Origin of the sequence: Comamonas sp. CMM02, from assembly GCF_014851485.1 — a bacterium.
Classification (GTDB): domain Bacteria; phylum Pseudomonadota; class Gammaproteobacteria; order Burkholderiales; family Burkholderiaceae_C; genus Comamonas; species Comamonas avium.
The window spans coordinates 108,050-122,769 of record NZ_JACUZW010000001.1 but is presented as its reverse complement, the minus strand read 5'-3'; the positions used below and the strand labels follow the sequence as shown (position 1 = coordinate 122,769).

General features: G+C 57.9%; 17 protein-coding genes. 3 read left to right on the top strand and 14 right to left on the bottom strand.

The window, feature by feature from the left end:
* Positions 1–11: 11 nt before the first annotated feature.
* From rplR to IB213_RS00520, 14 genes are all read right to left on the bottom strand, one after another.
* Complete coding sequence (gene rplR, locus IB213_RS00585) at positions 12–377, bottom strand: 50S ribosomal protein L18 (protein ID WP_191722413.1); 366 nt, start codon at positions 375–377, stop codon at positions 12–14.
* A gap of 11 nt (positions 378–388) precedes the next feature.
* Positions 389–922, bottom strand: a complete 534-nt coding sequence (rplF, locus tag IB213_RS00580) for a 50S ribosomal protein L6 (protein ID WP_191722412.1) — start codon at positions 920–922, stop codon at positions 389–391.
* Between the two features lie 24 nt (positions 923–946).
* On the bottom strand, positions 947–1,342 hold the full coding sequence (gene rpsH, locus IB213_RS00575) for a 30S ribosomal protein S8 (RefSeq protein WP_191722411.1): 396 nt from the start codon (positions 1,340–1,342) through the stop codon (positions 947–949).
* A gap of 20 nt (positions 1,343–1,362) precedes the next feature.
* Positions 1,363–1,668 carry a 30S ribosomal protein S14 gene (gene rpsN, locus IB213_RS00570; RefSeq protein WP_191722410.1) on the bottom strand — a complete coding sequence of 102 codons (306 nt, stop codon included), beginning with the start codon at positions 1,666–1,668 and terminating at the stop codon, positions 1,363–1,365.
* A gap of 8 nt (positions 1,669–1,676) precedes the next feature.
* Positions 1,677–2,216, bottom strand: coding sequence for a 50S ribosomal protein L5 (gene rplE, locus IB213_RS00565; RefSeq protein ID WP_191722409.1), 540 nt, complete (start codon positions 2,214–2,216; stop codon positions 1,677–1,679).
* 12 nt (positions 2,217–2,228) lie between these two features.
* Positions 2,229–2,549: a 50S ribosomal protein L24 gene (gene rplX / locus IB213_RS00560; RefSeq protein WP_192405069.1), complete on the bottom strand. Its 321-nt coding sequence runs from the start codon at positions 2,547–2,549 to the stop codon at positions 2,229–2,231.
* A 10-nt stretch (positions 2,550–2,559) separates the two neighbouring features.
* Positions 2,560–2,928 (bottom strand): 50S ribosomal protein L14, encoded by a 369-nt coding sequence (rplN, locus tag IB213_RS00555; protein WP_042417471.1) that lies wholly within the window; start codon positions 2,926–2,928, stop codon positions 2,560–2,562.
* A 389-nt stretch (positions 2,929–3,317) separates the two neighbouring features.
* Positions 3,318–4,916: a glycerol-3-phosphate dehydrogenase/oxidase gene (locus tag IB213_RS00550; RefSeq protein ID WP_192405068.1), complete on the bottom strand. Its 1,599-nt coding sequence runs from the start codon at positions 4,914–4,916 to the stop codon at positions 3,318–3,320.
* A 216-nt stretch (positions 4,917–5,132) separates the two neighbouring features.
* Complete coding sequence (locus IB213_RS00545) at positions 5,133–6,866, bottom strand: ABC transporter substrate-binding protein (protein ID WP_192405067.1); 1,734 nt, start codon at positions 6,864–6,866, stop codon at positions 5,133–5,135.
* Between the two features lie 129 nt (positions 6,867–6,995).
* Positions 6,996–7,304, bottom strand: a complete 309-nt coding sequence (locus IB213_RS00540) for a DUF2160 domain-containing protein (RefSeq protein ID WP_191722405.1) — start codon at positions 7,302–7,304, stop codon at positions 6,996–6,998.
* Positions 7,305–7,317: 13 nt separating this feature from the next.
* Positions 7,318–8,130 (bottom strand): carbohydrate ABC transporter permease, encoded by an 813-nt coding sequence (locus IB213_RS00535; RefSeq protein WP_192405066.1) that lies wholly within the window; start codon positions 8,128–8,130, stop codon positions 7,318–7,320.
* Complete coding sequence (locus tag IB213_RS00530) at positions 8,123–9,016, bottom strand: carbohydrate ABC transporter permease (protein WP_191722403.1); 894 nt, start codon at positions 9,014–9,016, stop codon at positions 8,123–8,125. The genes IB213_RS00535 and IB213_RS00530 overlap by 8 nt, the downstream gene beginning before the upstream one ends.
* Positions 9,013–10,098, bottom strand: coding sequence for an ABC transporter ATP-binding protein (locus IB213_RS00525; protein ID WP_192405065.1), 1,086 nt, complete (start codon positions 10,096–10,098; stop codon positions 9,013–9,015). The genes IB213_RS00530 and IB213_RS00525 overlap by 4 nt, the downstream gene beginning before the upstream one ends.
* A 3-nt stretch (positions 10,099–10,101) precedes the next feature.
* The gene (locus tag IB213_RS00520; protein ID WP_192405064.1) at positions 10,102–11,202 is read right to left on the bottom strand and encodes an ABC transporter ATP-binding protein; all 1,101 of its coding nucleotides are present in this window, start codon (positions 11,200–11,202) and stop codon (positions 10,102–10,104) included.
* Between the two features lie 235 nt (positions 11,203–11,437).
* Between IB213_RS00520 and IB213_RS00515 the strand changes: the two genes are divergently transcribed.
* The 3 genes from IB213_RS00515 (at position 11,438) to proC (ending at position 14,714) form a co-directional block, all read left to right on the top strand.
* Positions 11,438–12,202 (top strand): DeoR/GlpR family DNA-binding transcription regulator, encoded by a 765-nt coding sequence (locus IB213_RS00515; RefSeq protein WP_191722400.1) that lies wholly within the window; start codon positions 11,438–11,440, stop codon positions 12,200–12,202.
* Between the two features lie 60 nt (positions 12,203–12,262).
* Entirely contained in the window at positions 12,263–13,759 is a 1,497-nt protein-coding gene (glpK, locus tag IB213_RS00510) for a glycerol kinase GlpK (protein WP_192405063.1), read from the top strand.
* Positions 13,760–13,889: 130 nt separating this feature from the next.
* Positions 13,890–14,714 (top strand): pyrroline-5-carboxylate reductase, encoded by an 825-nt coding sequence (gene proC, locus IB213_RS00505; RefSeq protein WP_191722398.1) that lies wholly within the window; start codon positions 13,890–13,892, stop codon positions 14,712–14,714.
* Positions 14,715–14,720: the final 6 nt, after the last annotated feature.

Here is a 14,720-nt window from a genome sequence, read left to right as displayed (position 1 = left end):
GTCCGCTCCGCTTAGAACTGCAGGCCCGCTTCGCGAGCGGCCTCTGCCAAAGCCTTCACACGGCCGTGGTATGCAAAACCGGCGCGGTCGAAAGCCACTTTCTCAACGCCGGCAGCCTTAGCACGCTCGGCAATCAACTTGCCGATTTGTGTGGCGGCAGCCACGTTGCCACCCTTGCCAGCGGCGCCCAATTGTGCGCGCACAGTGGCTTCGGCAGTCGAAGCTGTGGCCAACACCTTGGTACCGTCTTCGGAGAAGACGCTGGCGTAGATGTGGAGGTTCGTGCGGTTCACGCTCAAACGCGCCACGCCTTGCTGTGCAATGCGAATACGAGTTTGGCGTGCACGACGCAGACGCTGCTCTTTCTTGGTCAACATATTGCAGCTCCTTACTTCTTCTTGGTCTCTTTGATCACGACCTTCTCATCCACATAGCGGATGCCCTTGCCCTTGTAGGGCTCAGGAGGACGAACGGCACGGATCTCAGCAGCCAGCTGACCTACCACTTGGCGGTCAGCACCCTTGATCACGATTTCAGTCGGAGTGGGGGTAGTGATGGTGATGCCTTGAGGGGCTTCGAAGTTCACAGGGTGCGAAAAGCCTACAGCCAGGTTCAACTTGGAACCTTGCACGGAAGCCTTGTAACCCACGCCGATCAGGCTCAGCTTCTTTTCGAAGCCTTCGGTTACACCCTTCACCATGTTGTTGACCAACTGGCGGAAAGTACCGGCCAGAGCGTCAGCATCACGGGAATCGTTTGCTGGGGCAAACGACAGCTTGCCTTCGTTGTTGCTGATAACGACCAAAGCGTTCAGAGCTTGGGACAGTTCGCCGCCCTTGCCCTTGACCTTGATGGATTCAGCATTCATAGACACATCCACGCCAGCGGGGATGGTCACATTTGCTTTAGCTACGCGAGACATTTCAGTATTTCTCCTTAATGTCTGTTAGGCCACATAGCACAGCACTTCGCCGCCGACACCGGTAGCACGTGCTTTGCGATCTGTCATCACACCCTTAGGGGTGGTAACAATGGCCACACCCAAGCCGTTTTGGACTTGAGGAATAGCGTCACGGCCCTTGTAAACGCGCAGGCCAGGACGGCTTACACGTTCAATACGTTCGATCACAGGGCGACCGGCGTAGTACTTCAGGGTAATAACGAGTTCAGACTTACCGTCTTCGGTTTTGACTTCAAAACCGTCAACATAGCCCTCGTCCTTCAGCACTTGTGCAATGGCAACCTTCACTTTGGATGAAGGAACCGACACAGTGGCCTTGGACACCATTTGGGCGTTGCGAATACGGGTCAGCAAGTCGGCGATAGGATCACTCATGCTCATCTTGTATCTCTCCTACTTGCTTACCAGCTGGCCTTGGTGACACCAGGGATGTCACCAGCGAAGGCCAGTTCACGGATCTTGGCGCGACCCAGACCGAATTGACGGAATGTGCCACGTGGACGACCAGTGATCTCGCAACGGTTACGTTGGCGAGTGGGGTTGGCGTTACGAGGCAGCTTTTGCAGACCCAGACGGGCTGCATCACGCTCTTCGTCGGAACGCTTTGCGTCACCGGCGATTGCCTTCAATTCAGCGTACTTGGCTGCGAACTTCGCGGCCAATTTTTCGCGCTTCAGTTCGCGCTCGATCAAAGCTTTTTTAGCCATGCGCTACCTCAGTTCTTGAAGGGGAATTTGAACGCGGCGAGCAGTGCCTTGCACTCTTCGTCGTTCTTGGCCGTTGTCGTGATGCTGATGTTCAGACCACGCAGAGCATCCACTTTGTCGTATTCGATTTCAGGGAAAATGATCTGTTCTTTAACGCCAACGTTGTAGTTGCCGCGACCGTCAAACGAACGACCCGAGATACCGCGGAAGTCGCGAACGCGAGGCAGAGCCACGGTCACGAAACGGTCCAGGAATTCGTACATTTGAACGCCACGCAGAGTCACCATGCAGCCAATTGCCTGGCCTTCACGGATCTTGAAACCTGCGATAGCCTTCTTGGCCTTGGTCACCACGGGCTTCTGACCAGCAATTTTGGTCAGGTCAGCCACAGCGTTGTCCATCACCTTCTTGTCGGCCACAGCTTCGCTCACACCCATGTTCAGGGTGATCTTGCTCAGGCGGGGCACTTCCATAGCGGAGGTGTAACCGAACTTTTCTTTCAGTTCAGCCGCGATCTTTTCGCGATAGAGTTTTTGCAGTCGTGCCATGTGTGATGCTCCTTAGGCAGCCTTGATTTCGGCGCCGTTAGACTTGAACACGCGTACACGTGCACCGTCAGCGTTCACCTTAATGCCCACGCGATCGGCCTTGCCAGTCGCTGCATTGAAGATCGCCACGTTGGATTGGTGAATAGGCATAACCTTTTCCACAATACCGCCAGTGGTGCCCTTCATGGGGTTTGGCTTAACGTGCTTCTTAACCAGGTTCACGCCATCGATCACCAGGAAAGAATCATCCTTGCGCGAGGCAACTACGCCACGCTTGCCTTTGTCACGGCCGGTCAGCACGATGACTTCGTCGCCCTTGCGAATCTTGTTCATTGCGCTTTCCTTAGAGAACTTCAGGTGCCAAGGACACGATCTTCATGAACTTTTCGGTACGCAGTTCACGAGTCACGGGGCCAAAAATACGAGTGCCGATAGGCTCCAGCTTGGCGTTCAGCAGAACGGCAGCGTTGCCATCGAACTTCACCAAAGAACCGTCGCCACGGCGGATGCCCTTGGCTGTACGAACTACCACTGCACTGTAAACCTCGCCTTTTTTGACGCGGCCACGGGGAGCGGCTTCTTTGATGCTCACTTTGATGATGTCACCAACACTTGCGTAGCGACGATGTGAACCGCCCAGTACCTTAATGCACTGAACAGACTTCGCGCCCGTGTTATCGGCAACCTCTAAACGAGATTCTGTTTGGATCATTTCAATATTCCCAACTTGCTCCAGCAGATCCGGACAGCCCCAGAGAACTTCTCAAGGGCCAAACGAAGCAGCCAGTCAGTCTTGGGCCCGTCGTCCACCTCCCGGACCATTCCGGAGGGCTTCCCGCTGGGCAGAACTTTCACGCTTTTACACATGAAGCTAGCGATTATCGCAAGAATTTCCTTGCGCGTCAACCGCTTAGATAGCGAAAACCACCACACTTTCGGGGAATGCAGCCCGGCTTTCAGCGTCAATAAAAAAGCATAGCTAACAACGTAGCAATAACGCTTATTTGACGCTATTTAGCTTACAAGACCCCATAAAACAAAGCGCGAGCAGCTTCCTTTTTAGAAGTCTCTCGCGCTTTTAGATCTACCGCACTGGCTTGTTCAGGCCTTGGTCGGCAAATATTGCTGTGCCAGCATGAGAAATTCAGGCAGCTTCACGTCTACGCCCGGCAACTCTTGTTGCAAAATTTCTGCCACACGGGGGGCCACACTGGCTGCCAAGCGGGCGTCCAGAAACAGCAACCGGCAACGGCGAGCCAGCACATCTTCCACGGTACGGGCATATTCATAGCGTGCAGCAAAACGCACCATGGCTTCGCTCAGCCCCTCGGCCAGCATGCGCTCGGCACCCGGCAAGCTGTGCACAGCAGTCGCCTCTGTGCCATAGACATGCTCGCCCTGCGCAGCGTTCATGCGGTGCTTGACCTGCTCTGGCTTGGGCGCACCCACCAACGGCAGCTTTACCGTGACACCACCGGCACGCGCTGGCAATAGTTTCTGGTCAAAGCACTCCGTCAGCACATCCTCCGCCATGGCGCGATAAGTGGTCCATTTGCCGCCAGTCACAGTGACCAGACCAGACTTGCTGGTCATTACGGTGTGCTCACGGCTGATCTTTTTGGTGTTCTCACCATCATCATCTTGCGGCTTGACCAGTGGGCGCATGCCCACCCAGATGCTGCGCACATCGGCACGGGTCGGACGACGGCACAGGTAGTTACCGGCTTCTTTGAGGATGAATTCAATTTCGTGCTCAAAAGCCAGAGGCTCTCGGGCCAGATCGTGACGGGGCGTGTCGGTAGTGCCCAGAATGACCTTGCCCAGCCATGGCACGGCAAACAGGACCCGGCCATCGGCGGTCTTGGGTACGAGCAGCGCGTGGTCAGAGGGCAGAAATTCGCGGTCCACAACCACGTGCACCCCTTGACTGGGCGCCACCATCGGCTTGACCGGCTTGCCCAGCAACTCGGCATCTTGCTGACGAAACAGGTCGACCCAAGGGCCTGTTGCATTGACCACACATTTGGCGCGCACTTCAAAGCGTGCGCCGGTCTCGGCGTCTTCACACACCACGCCTGAAACCTTGCCATCGGTGTGCAGCAACTCCTTGGCGGGGCAGTAATTGACCAGCAACGCACCCTTGGCTGCAGCGGTACGCGCCAGAGCCAGCGCCAGACGGGCATCGTCAAACTGACCATCCCAGTATTTCACGCCACCCTTGAGCGAATCAGTTCGCACGGTGGGCAGCAGACGCAAGGTTTTGTCTTTGCTCAGAAATTCCGTACGACCCAGACCTTCTTTGCCGGCCAGTGCGTCATACATCTTCAGGCCCGCGCCATAAAACGGCGTATCCAGCAGCTTGTAAGACGGCATGACAAAAGCCAGCGGCTGCGCCAGATGTGGCGCGTTATTGAGCAGTCTGGTGCGCTCATGCAGGGCTTCACGCACCAGGGACACATTGCCTTGTGCCAGATAACGCACACCGCCATGCACCAGCTTGGTTGCGCGCGATGAGGTTCCCTTGGCAAAGTCATGCGACTCGATCAGGCACACCTTGAAACCGCGCGTTGCAGCATCGACGGCAGTGCCTAAACCGGTAGCGCCACCACCGATAATGAGCAGGTCATACGTTTCGGATTGGGCCAAACGGGCCAGCAATTCCGCGCGGTCAGTCGTAACTGGAGAAGAAAAGTTGTTCATGGGCAACGCCTCGTGGATGCACCGCTCCACCCGCTTTCAGCTAGAACAGCGAGCGATAGAGCACAGATAACCAGTGTGCATTTTCGCTCTTTTTCGTTTTTTGTGCGCGATTAAGTTAATTTATGCGCGAAATTGATCAAATCCAGCTGCATCCAGCGAAAAAGAGCAAGCAGCCCATGCCGCTTGCTCTTGATTGTCCTACCTGCTCACAGCAACTCAACGCGCCTTGCCGTTCTTCCACGCATTGAGCAAGCTGTCATAGGCGATGGTTTCCCCTTTGGGCTTTTCATTGGCCAGCTTCTTCCACGGTGCATGCGCATCGCTCAGCCATTTGGCAGGGTCGCTTTTTGGATTGAGCTTGGGTGCGCAGTGGGTCATACCTGCACGCTGCAAACGAGCCATGACCTGGTCCATTTCTTCAGCCAGGGTATCCATCGCTACCTGCGGTGTTTTCTCCCCCGTCACGGCCTGCGCCACGTTCTTCCACCACAGCTGTGCCAGCTTGGGGTAATCAGGCACGTTGTTGCCTGTGGGCGTCCAGGCCACACGAGCTGGGCTGCGATAGAACTCCACCAGACCGCCCAGCTTGGGAGCCATATCGCTCATGGCCTTGGACTGGATGTCGGATTCGCGGATGGGCGTTAAGCCGACGATGGTCTTTTTCAGGCTGGTGGTCTTGGCTGTCACAAACTGCGCGTACAACCAGGCGGCGGCCAGACGATCGGGGTTATGGTCTTTAAAGAAAGTCCAGCTGCCCACATCCTGATAGCCGTTTTGCATGCCCTGCTTCCAGTACGGGCCGTTGGGGCCTGGAGCCATGCGCCACTTGGGCGAGCCATCGGCATTCACTACGGGCAAGCCGGGCTTGGTCATGTCGGCCGTAAAGCCCGTGTACCAAAAGATCTGCTGGGCAATATGGCCTTGCGCGGGAACCGGGCCCGACTCGCCAAAAGTCATGCCCATGGCTTCCTTGGGCGCGTATTTCTTCATCCAGTCGACGTATTTGGTCAACGCAAATACCGCTGCAGGTGAATTGGTAGCCCCACCACGCGAGACGGAAGCCCCCACAGGGGTGCACTTGTCGTCTGCTACCCGAATGCCCCATTCATCCACGGGCATACCATTGGGTATGCCTTTGTCTGCCGCACCCGCCATGGACAGCCACGCATCGGTAAAGCGCCAGCCCAGCGATGGGTCTTTCTTGCCGTAATCCATGTGGCCATAGATGGGCTTGCCATCGATGGTTTTCACATCGTTGGTGAAAAATTCCGCGATGTCTTCGTAGGCACTCCAATTGAGTGGAACACCGAGGTCATAGCCATATTTCGCTTTGAATTTTTGCTTCAGATCGGCACGCTCAAACAGGTCAGCGCGGAACCAGTACAGGTTGGCAAACTGCTGGTCTGGCAACTGATAGACCTTGCCATCAGGGGCCGTGGTGAAGCTGATACCAATAAAGTCCTTCAGATCCAGCCCCGGATTGGTCCACTCCTTGCCTGCACCGCCCATGTAGTCCGACAGATTCAGGATTTTTCCGTATCGGTAATGCGTACCGATCAGATCCGAATCAGAAATCCAGCCGTCGTAAATACTTTTGCCTGACTGCATCGAGGTTTGCAGCTTCTCCACCACGTCGCCCTCTTGAATCAAGTCGTGCGTGACTTTGATGCCTGTGATCTCCGAGAAGGCTTTGGCCAGCGTTTTACTTTCGTATTCGTGGGTTGTGATCGTCTCCGAAACTACAGAAATGTCTTTGACCCCTTTGGCCTGCAATTTTTTGGCCGCTTCGATGAACCACTTCATCTCGGCCATCTGCTGGTCTTTGTTCAAGGTACTGGGCTGAAACTCGCTATCGACCCACTTTTTGGCTTCCGCTTCACCCGCCCATGCGGCATGACCAGCTACCAGCGCCGCGGCGGCAATGGCGATGGCCCGAACTTGCACTTTCATAGCTGTCTCCTGGTTTGATATTGCTTTGTCCCCGCTGACAGTTCACCTGGCCGACAGGGGAAGATCAGGCCAAGCACACACTCGCCCCATGGCACCCATGCATTCGCGGGTACCGCCGCACCTGCCGCCTTAACCCTTGCGCATCACCAGCCCCAGCAACAGCATGGACAGCACAAAGCTGATCCACACCGAAGGCTCTTGCTCCAAGGACAGCCACTGGGCCATTTTTTCACCCAGCCCCAGCCAGATTAAATTCACATACGCGGCCAGCAGCAAACCTACAAAAAGACGATCTCCACGTGTCGTCTCCATAGGCAGCCAGCCCTTGCGCTGCACCGAAGGGCTGCGAATCTCCCATACCGTCATGCCCGCCAGCATCAGCGCAATGCATGTAAAGAAGATTGCGACAGGCGTCGTCCATGCCATCCAGCTGAGCATCACATCTCTCCTGTTAGACGCGCCCCATCGCAAAGCCTTTGGCGATGTAATGGCGCACAAACCAAATCACGATGGCTCCCGGAATGATGGTGAGCACCCCGGCTGCAGCCAGCGTTGCCCAGTCCATCCCCGAAGCACTGACCGTGCGCGTCATGGTGGCAACAATAGGCTTGGCATTCACGCTGGTCAGCGTGCGCGCCAGCAGCAGCTCCACCCAGCTGAACATGAAGCAAAAGAACGCAGCCACACCCACACCCGACTTAATCAGCGGCAGGAAGATCGTGAGGAAAAAACGCGGAAAGCTGTAGCCATCGATGTAGGCGGTTTCATCAATTTCACGGGGGATACCACTCATGAAGCCTTCCAAGATCCATACCGCCAGCGGCACGTTAAACAGCAAGTGCGCCAGCGCCACCGCAATGTGCGTATCCATCAAGCCCACGGTGGTGTAGAGCTGAAAAAAAGGCAGCAAGAACACGGCGGGCGGCGTCATGCGGTTGGTCAGCAACCAGAAGAACACATGCTTGTCACCCAGAAACCGGTAGCGTGAAAACGCATAGGCGGCGGGCAGTGCCACGGTCAGCGAAATCACCATGTTGATGGCCACGTAAATCAGGCTGTTGATGTAGCCCGAATACCAGGACGGATCGAAAAAAATCGTGTGGTAATTGGCCCAGGTGAAATTGGCTGGCCACAGCGTGAAGCTGGACACAATTTCTTCATTGGTCTTGAAACTCATGTTGACCATCCAATAGATGGGCAACACTGCAAACACCAGATACAGGCACAGGAACACACTGCGTTTGTGGAAGCGTTTTTCAGTCATGTTTGACCTCTGCGTCACCCGTGCCCACGCGCTGCATCCAGTTGTAGAGGATGAAGCAAAGCAGCAAGATGATGAGGAAATAAATCAGCGAGAACGCCGCTGCAGGCCCCAGGTCAAACTGGCCCACGGCCTTTTGCGTGAGGTACTGGCTCAAAAAAGTGGTGGCATTGCCTGGGCCACCACCTGTCAGCACAAAGGGCTCTGTGTAGATCATGAAACTGTCCATAAACCGCAGCAGCACCGCAATCATGAGCACGCCGCGCAGCTTGGGCAGCTGAATGAAGCGAAACACCGCCCACTTGCTCGCGCCATCAATGCTGGCAGCCTGGTAATACGCATCGGGGATGGAGCGCAAACCGGCATAGCACAGCAGCGCCACCAGAGGCGTCCAGTGCCAGACATCCATCACCAAGACGGTGATCCAGGCATCCATGGCGTTGCCGGTATAGCTGTAATCAATGCCCATGCCGTTGAGCGCTGCGCCCAGCAAGCCAATGTCGGAGCGGCCATAGATCTGCCAGATCGTGCCCACCACGTTCCACGGGATCAGCAGTGACAGTGCAATCAGCACCAGCACTGCCGAGGCTTTCCAGCCTTTTTCCGGCATGGACAGCGCCAGCGCAATGCCCAGTGGAACTTCCACCAGCAACACCGACAGAGAAAACACGATTTGCCGGTACAACGCACTGTGCAGCTCTTGGTCACGCATCACCATGGCAAACCACTCGGTCCCCACAAACACACGCCGCTCGGGGCTGATGATGTCCTGTACCGAATAGTTCACCACCGTCATCAAAGGCAAGATGGCCGAGAACGCCACGCACAGCATGACAGGCAAAATCAGCAACCAGGCACGCTGATTGAGTGGCTTGTTGGTGGTACTCATGCCTGCAACTCCTCGTTGCGATAAAAGCAGGTGTGTGGCCCTGTCAGCTGCAGCCACACCGTCTCGTGCAATGCCGGTGTGGCCCTGCCTGCTGGCAGGCGCACTTTCAATGCGCTGCCTGCCATCACGGCGGTCAGCAGACTGTGCGTTCCCACATCCTGCACTCGCACTACTTGTGCCGGCCAGGCGCCCAAAGAGTGAGGCACCACCAGTTGCACATACTCCGGACGAATCCCCAGCTGCAGTGTCTGCGCTGCAGTGGCCGCCGCAGACAACCCAGGCGGCGCCGTCACCTGCTGCCCGGCGATATACAGCGCGCCGTCGCGCTGCTCCAGGGGTACAAAGTTCATGCCTGGCGAGCCAATGAAATGCCCCACAAAAGCATGCTGGGGGCGCTCAAACAGCTCTTCAGGCGAGCCCACCTGCACCATCTTGCCGCGCGACATCACGACCACGTGATCCGCAAACGTCAAAGCCTCTACCTGATCGTGGGTCACGTAGATCAGGGTTAGTTTCAGTTCATGGTGAATCTGCTTGAGCTTGCGGCGCAACTGCCACTTCAAATGCGGGTCAATCACGGTCAGAGGTTCATCAAACAGCACCGCAGCGACATCAGGGCGCACCAAGCCTCTGCCCAACGAGATTTTTTGCTTGGCGTCCGCCGCCAAACCTGCTGCGCGCTGGTTGAGCTGGCCACTCATCTCCAGCATTTCGGCAATGACACCCACACGCTCCCTGATCTGCGCCTCTGGCACATGGCGATTGCGCAAAGGGAAAGCCAAGTTTTCAGCCACCGTCATCGTGTCGTAGATCACCGGGAACTGAAACACTTGCGCAATATTGCGCTGCTGTGGCGTGCGCACAGTGACGTCCTGCCCATCAAACAGCACCGAGCCGTGAGAGGGCTTGACCAGGCCCGACATGATGTTGAGCAACGTTGTCTTGCCGCACCCCGAGGGGCCCAGCAAAGCGTAGGCTCCGCCGTCGGCAAACTCCATGCGCATGGGCAGCAAGGCGTAGTCACTGTCTTGCTCAGGCTTAGGGCGGTAGGCGTGGGCCAGGTCCAGGGTAATGCGTGCCATGGTTCAGCCTCCCTGCGCGTGCGCTGGCAGTTGCAGCAAGGCACCGCCCTGATCAGCCGCACGCTCGCTGTCAAATACGTAACACGCGTCTGGCATCAGATACACGCTGATCGGCGCATTCAACGGCACTTTGTGCACCCCCGTAAGCTGTACCACCCAATCGCCCCATGGCAGCTGCACATGCACAAACGTGTCAGAGCCTGAGATTTCGGCCAGATGCACCTGCCCGCGCACTTCCACGCTGCCCGGCTGTGCCTGCAGCGTCAATGCGCTGGCACGCACGCCCAGTACTGCCGCTGCGTCCGCAGTCGCTACAGGCTGGCGCAGGGCAAGCACCACCCCATTGGGCAGCCGCATCTGCGCGCCCCCGTCTTGCAACTGAACTGGCACCAGATTCATGGGCGGATCGCTGAAGGCGCGTGCCACACGCAGCGATTTAGGGGAGCGAAATACCTCTGAAGTCGGCCCGTACTGCAGCAACTCTCCCCGCTCCAAAACGGCGGTGTACCCGCCCAGCATCAGGGCTTCTGCAGGTTCGGTGGTGGCATACACCACCGTAGAGCGGCCTGCCTCAAACAGCTGCGTCAATTCATCGCGCAGGCCCTCGCGCAGCTTGTAGTCCAGATTGACCAGCGGTTCGTCCAGAAGCATCAAGGGGGCATCTTTGGCCAAGGCGCGTGCCAGGGCTACGCGCTGCTGCTGACCGCCAGAAAGCTCTGCGGGCAATCGATCCAAGAAGGGTTCAATGTGCAGCCGCTGTGCCAGGCTGTGCACCTTGTGGGCAATGTCTGTATCACCGCGCAGCTTGAGCGGTGAGGCAATGTTTTGTGCCACCGTCATGGACGGGTAGTTGATAAATTGCTGGTACACCATGGCCACGTTGCGCTGGCGCACCGGCACGCCTGTGACGTCCTGGCCGTCTACCCACACACGCCCTTCGGTGGGCGTGTCCAGACCCGCCATGATGCGCATCAGACTGGTCTTGCCAGCCTGTGTGGCACCCAGGAGCACGGTCACCACGTTGCTTTGCAATGACAGGCTCATCGGATACAGCCAGGTGGCCGCTCCGACTTTCTGCACTACGTTTTCCAACACCAGTTGCATGTGCACCTCTCGCCCTGTCGCATGAATGAAGTGCGCAAGCACTACCGCCCAAACAAGCTTGAAATCTTTCGATTTCTGATCATTTTTGTTCTTTTCAGGCCATCAGATATAGAAAAATACCCTGACATCTTTTCGTTTGAATTCGCTCTACATTGGCAAACGAAATTAGGATGACAGGCTTGGCAGCCCCGTGCGATGTAAAGGCGGGTTTTATTCACTCCCTGATCTCTAACCCGTGAACTCAAATCCACGTCAACTACAGCTTTTGGAAGAAGTTCGACAGCGGCAATCGGCCACTGTTGAGCAACTGGCAGAAATTCTCGAAGTCACGCTACAGACCGTGCGTCGCGATATTCAAAAGCTGGCAGAAATGGGCCTTCTGGTGCGCTTTCACGGTGGGGTACGCATGCCCAGCGCCACCGTAGAGAACATTGCCCACCCGCGCCGCCAGACCATGCATGCCGAAGGCAAGACACGTATTGCCAAGGCGATTGCGCAGGCCATCCCCAATGGCTGCTCCTTGATCCTGAACATTGGCACCACCACCGAAGCGGTGGCCAAGGCGTTGATGCGACATCAAGGCCTGCGCGTCATCACCAACAACCTGAACGTGGCCGCCATCCTGAGCAGCAACGCAGACTGCGAAGTGATTGTTGCGGGCGGAGTGGTGCGCACGCGTGACCGCGGCATTGTGGGTGAGGCTGCGGTAGATTTCATCCGGCAGTTCAAGGTGGACATTGCCGTCATTGGCATTTCAGCCATGGAACCAGACGGCAGCCTGCGCGACTTTGATTTGCGCGAAGTGAAGGTGGCGCAAACCATCATTCAGCAATCGCGTGAAGTGTGGCTGGCCGCAGACCACAGCAAATTTGACCGCCAGGCCATGGTAGAGCTGGCCAAACTGAACCAGATTGACCGCTTATTTACCGATGCCCCCCCTCCTGCCCACTTCGCCAGCCTGCTGCAAGAGGCTGAAGTGCAGTGCATCGTCGCACAATAAGCAGCCTGCCTTCCCACCAGCGGCCTGAGGCCGCTTTTTTCTGCCCTATCCTTGTCAGTTATGACGACCTACCTGCTCGCCTTGGACCAAGGCACTTCCAGCTCCCGCTCCATCGTGTTTGATACGCAGGGCCGCATCGTGGCCTCGGCACAGCAGGAGCTCCCGCAGATCTACCCCCGCCCTGGCTGGGTAGAACATGACCCCCACGAAATCTGGCGCACACAGCTGACCACGGCCAAGGAAGCGCTGGCCAAAGCAGGCCTGAAAGCCAGCGACATTCGCTCGGTGGGCATTACCAACCAGCGCGAAACCACGATTGTCTGGAACCGCAGAACGGGCGCGCCCATTCACCACGGCATCGTCTGGCAAGACCGCCGCGCCGAGCCCACCTGCCAGCAGCTGCGCGAGGCAGGCCACAGCAACACCATCCTGCAAAAGACCGGCCTGCGCATTGACGCCTACTTCTCGGGCACCAAGCTCAAGTGGCTGCTAGACAACGTGCCCAGCGCCCGCGCTGCGGCTGAACGTGGCGAACTGGCCTTTGGCACCGTGGACAGCTGGCTGATCTGGCAGCTGACTGGCGGCAAGCGCCACGTCACCGATGTGAGCAATGCCAGCCGCACCATGCTGTTTAACGTGCACACCAACCAGTGGGACAGCGACTTGCTGGCGCTGCTGGGCATTCCTGCCAGCCTGATGCCTGAAGTGCTGCCTTCTGCCGCAGACTTTGGCAAAACCGCTGAAGACGTGCTGGGCGGCGTGATCAACATCGGCGGCGTAGCCGGTGACCAGCAAAGCGCGCTGTTCGGTCAGGCCTGCTTCAAGGCAGGCATGGCCAAGAACACCTATGGCACGGGCTGCTTCATGCTGATGCACACCGGCGGTCACTTTCAGACCTCGGCCAACGGCTTGCTGACCACCAGCGCCGCCCAGCCCGGCCCCACGCCCCAGTTTGCGCTGGAAGGCAGCGTTTTTGTGGGCGGTGCCGTGGTCCAGTGGCTGCGCGACGGCCTGCAGGCCATCGAGCACAGCGGACAGGTGCAGCAACTGGCCGAAAGCGTGCCAGACAGCGGCGGCGTCATGCTGGTGCCTGCCTTCACAGGTCTGGGTGCGCCGTACTGGGAGCCCGATGCCCGCGGCTCCATTACCGGCCTGACCCGCGGCAGCACCATTGCCCACATTGCCCGCGCCGCGCTGGAGTCGATTGCCTACCAAAGCGCGGCCCTGCTGCTGGCCATGAGCCGCGATGCGGTTGCCAACGGCGGCGCAGCCGTCAGCGAGCTGCGCGTAGACGGCGGTGCCTGCGTGAACAACCTGCTGATGCAGTTTCAGGCGGACTTGCTGGGCATTCCCGTGGTGCGCCCCGCCTGTGTGGAAACCACCGCACTGGGTGCAGCGTATCTGGCGGGCCTGTCCAGCGGCGTTTACCAAAGCACCGATGAGCTGTCGGCGCTGTGGAAGGCCGAGCGCCGCTTTGTGCCCACGCTGGACAAATCCCGGGCTGATGAACTGATGGAGCGCTGGGAGCGCGCCGTGCGCCAGACCACGGCGCACTAGCGCATCACACCAACAAAAAGAGAGCTATCAGCGCTTATGCACTGGTGTTTTCAGATACAAAACACTTTGAAAACATTGACCCATAAGCGTTGGCAGCTCTTATTTTTAAGTATTCATTGAAAGCATCGCCATGAATCAGACTTCTTCTCCCCGCATCGCCTTCATTGGCGGCGGCAACATGGCCAGCGCCATCATTGGCGGCCTGATTGGCCGTGGCGTTCCGGTGGATCACATCACCGTGGTGGAGCCCTTTGAGGCTGCACGTGCCGCGCTGCAAACCAAGTTTGGCATCACCGCCCTGCACACCGCCAGTGCCGCGCTGGCAGGGCAGGATCTGGTGGTCTGGGCCGTCAAACCCCAAAGCTTCAAAGACGCCGCCACCCCCGTGGCCGCACACACCGCTCAGGCTCTGCACCTGAGCGTGGCCGCCGGCATCACCACCGACAGCATTGCCCAGTGGCTGGGCACCCCCCGCATCGTGCGCGCCATGCCCAACACCCCGGCGCTGGTGGGCAAGGGCATGACAGGCTTGTTTGCCCGCCCTGAAGTCAATGCCCAAGGCCAGGCCCTGATCGAGCGCGTAATTGGCAGCACAGGCCAGTTTCTGTGGGTAGACGCCGAAGACAAGCTGGACGCCGTGACCGCCATGTCGGGCTCTGGCCCCGCCTATGTGTTTCTGTTTCTGGAAGCCATGACCCAGGCGGGTGTGGACATGGGCTTGACCGCCGATCAGTCCTACCAGCTGGCTGTGGCCACCTTCCAGGGCGCCACCGAGCTGGCTGCCCGCTCTGACGAAAGCGCCAGCGTGCTGCGCGAACGTGTCACCAGCAAGGGTGGCACGACCTACGCCGCCATCACCCACATGCAGCAAACCGAGCTGCCCCAGCACTTCATCGCGGCCCTGCGCAAGGCCGAGGCCCGCGCCAAGGAACTGGCCGCAGAGTTTGGCAAGTAAGCACTG

What these genes read in the sequence shown, in the direction of transcription:
- IB213_RS00525 (WP_192405065.1), bottom strand. Translation starts at nt 10,098, where the DNA reads ATGGCACGCATTACCCTGGACCTGGCCCACGCCTACCGCCCTAAGCCT.
- rplX (WP_192405069.1), bottom strand. Translation starts at nt 2,549, where the DNA reads ATGAACAAGATTCGCAAGGGCGACGAAGTCATCGTGCTGACCGGCCGT.
- IB213_RS00520 (WP_192405064.1), bottom strand. Translation starts at nt 11,202, where the DNA reads ATGCAACTGGTGTTGGAAAACGTAGTGCAGAAAGTCGGAGCGGCCACC.
- rplE (WP_191722409.1), bottom strand. Translation starts at nt 2,216, where the DNA reads ATGGCACGACTGCAAAAACTCTATCGCGAAAAGATCGCGGCTGAACTG.
- rpsN (WP_191722410.1), bottom strand. Translation starts at nt 1,668, where the DNA reads ATGGCTAAAAAAGCTTTGATCGAGCGCGAACTGAAGCGCGAAAAATTG.
- IB213_RS00545 (WP_192405067.1), bottom strand. Translation starts at nt 6,866, where the DNA reads ATGAAAGTGCAAGTTCGGGCCATCGCCATTGCCGCCGCGGCGCTGGTA.
- glpK (WP_192405063.1), top strand. Translation starts at nt 12,263, where the DNA reads ATGACGACCTACCTGCTCGCCTTGGACCAAGGCACTTCCAGCTCCCGC.
- proC (WP_191722398.1), top strand. Translation starts at nt 13,890, where the DNA reads ATGAATCAGACTTCTTCTCCCCGCATCGCCTTCATTGGCGGCGGCAAC.
- rplN (WP_042417471.1), bottom strand. Translation starts at nt 2,928, where the DNA reads ATGATCCAAACAGAATCTCGTTTAGAGGTTGCCGATAACACGGGCGCG.
- IB213_RS00530 (WP_191722403.1), bottom strand. Translation starts at nt 9,016, where the DNA reads ATGAGTACCACCAACAAGCCACTCAATCAGCGTGCCTGGTTGCTGATT.
- rplF (WP_191722412.1), bottom strand. Translation starts at nt 922, where the DNA reads ATGTCTCGCGTAGCTAAAGCAAATGTGACCATCCCCGCTGGCGTGGAT.
- rplR (WP_191722413.1), bottom strand. Translation starts at nt 377, where the DNA reads ATGTTGACCAAGAAAGAGCAGCGTCTGCGTCGTGCACGCCAAACTCGT.
- IB213_RS00550 (WP_192405068.1), bottom strand. Translation starts at nt 4,916, where the DNA reads ATGAACAACTTTTCTTCTCCAGTTACGACTGACCGCGCGGAATTGCTG.
- rpsH (WP_191722411.1), bottom strand. Translation starts at nt 1,342, where the DNA reads ATGAGCATGAGTGATCCTATCGCCGACTTGCTGACCCGTATTCGCAAC.
- IB213_RS00540 (WP_191722405.1), bottom strand. Translation starts at nt 7,304, where the DNA reads ATGCTCAGCTGGATGGCATGGACGACGCCTGTCGCAATCTTCTTTACA.
- IB213_RS00535 (WP_192405066.1), bottom strand. Translation starts at nt 8,130, where the DNA reads ATGACTGAAAAACGCTTCCACAAACGCAGTGTGTTCCTGTGCCTGTAT.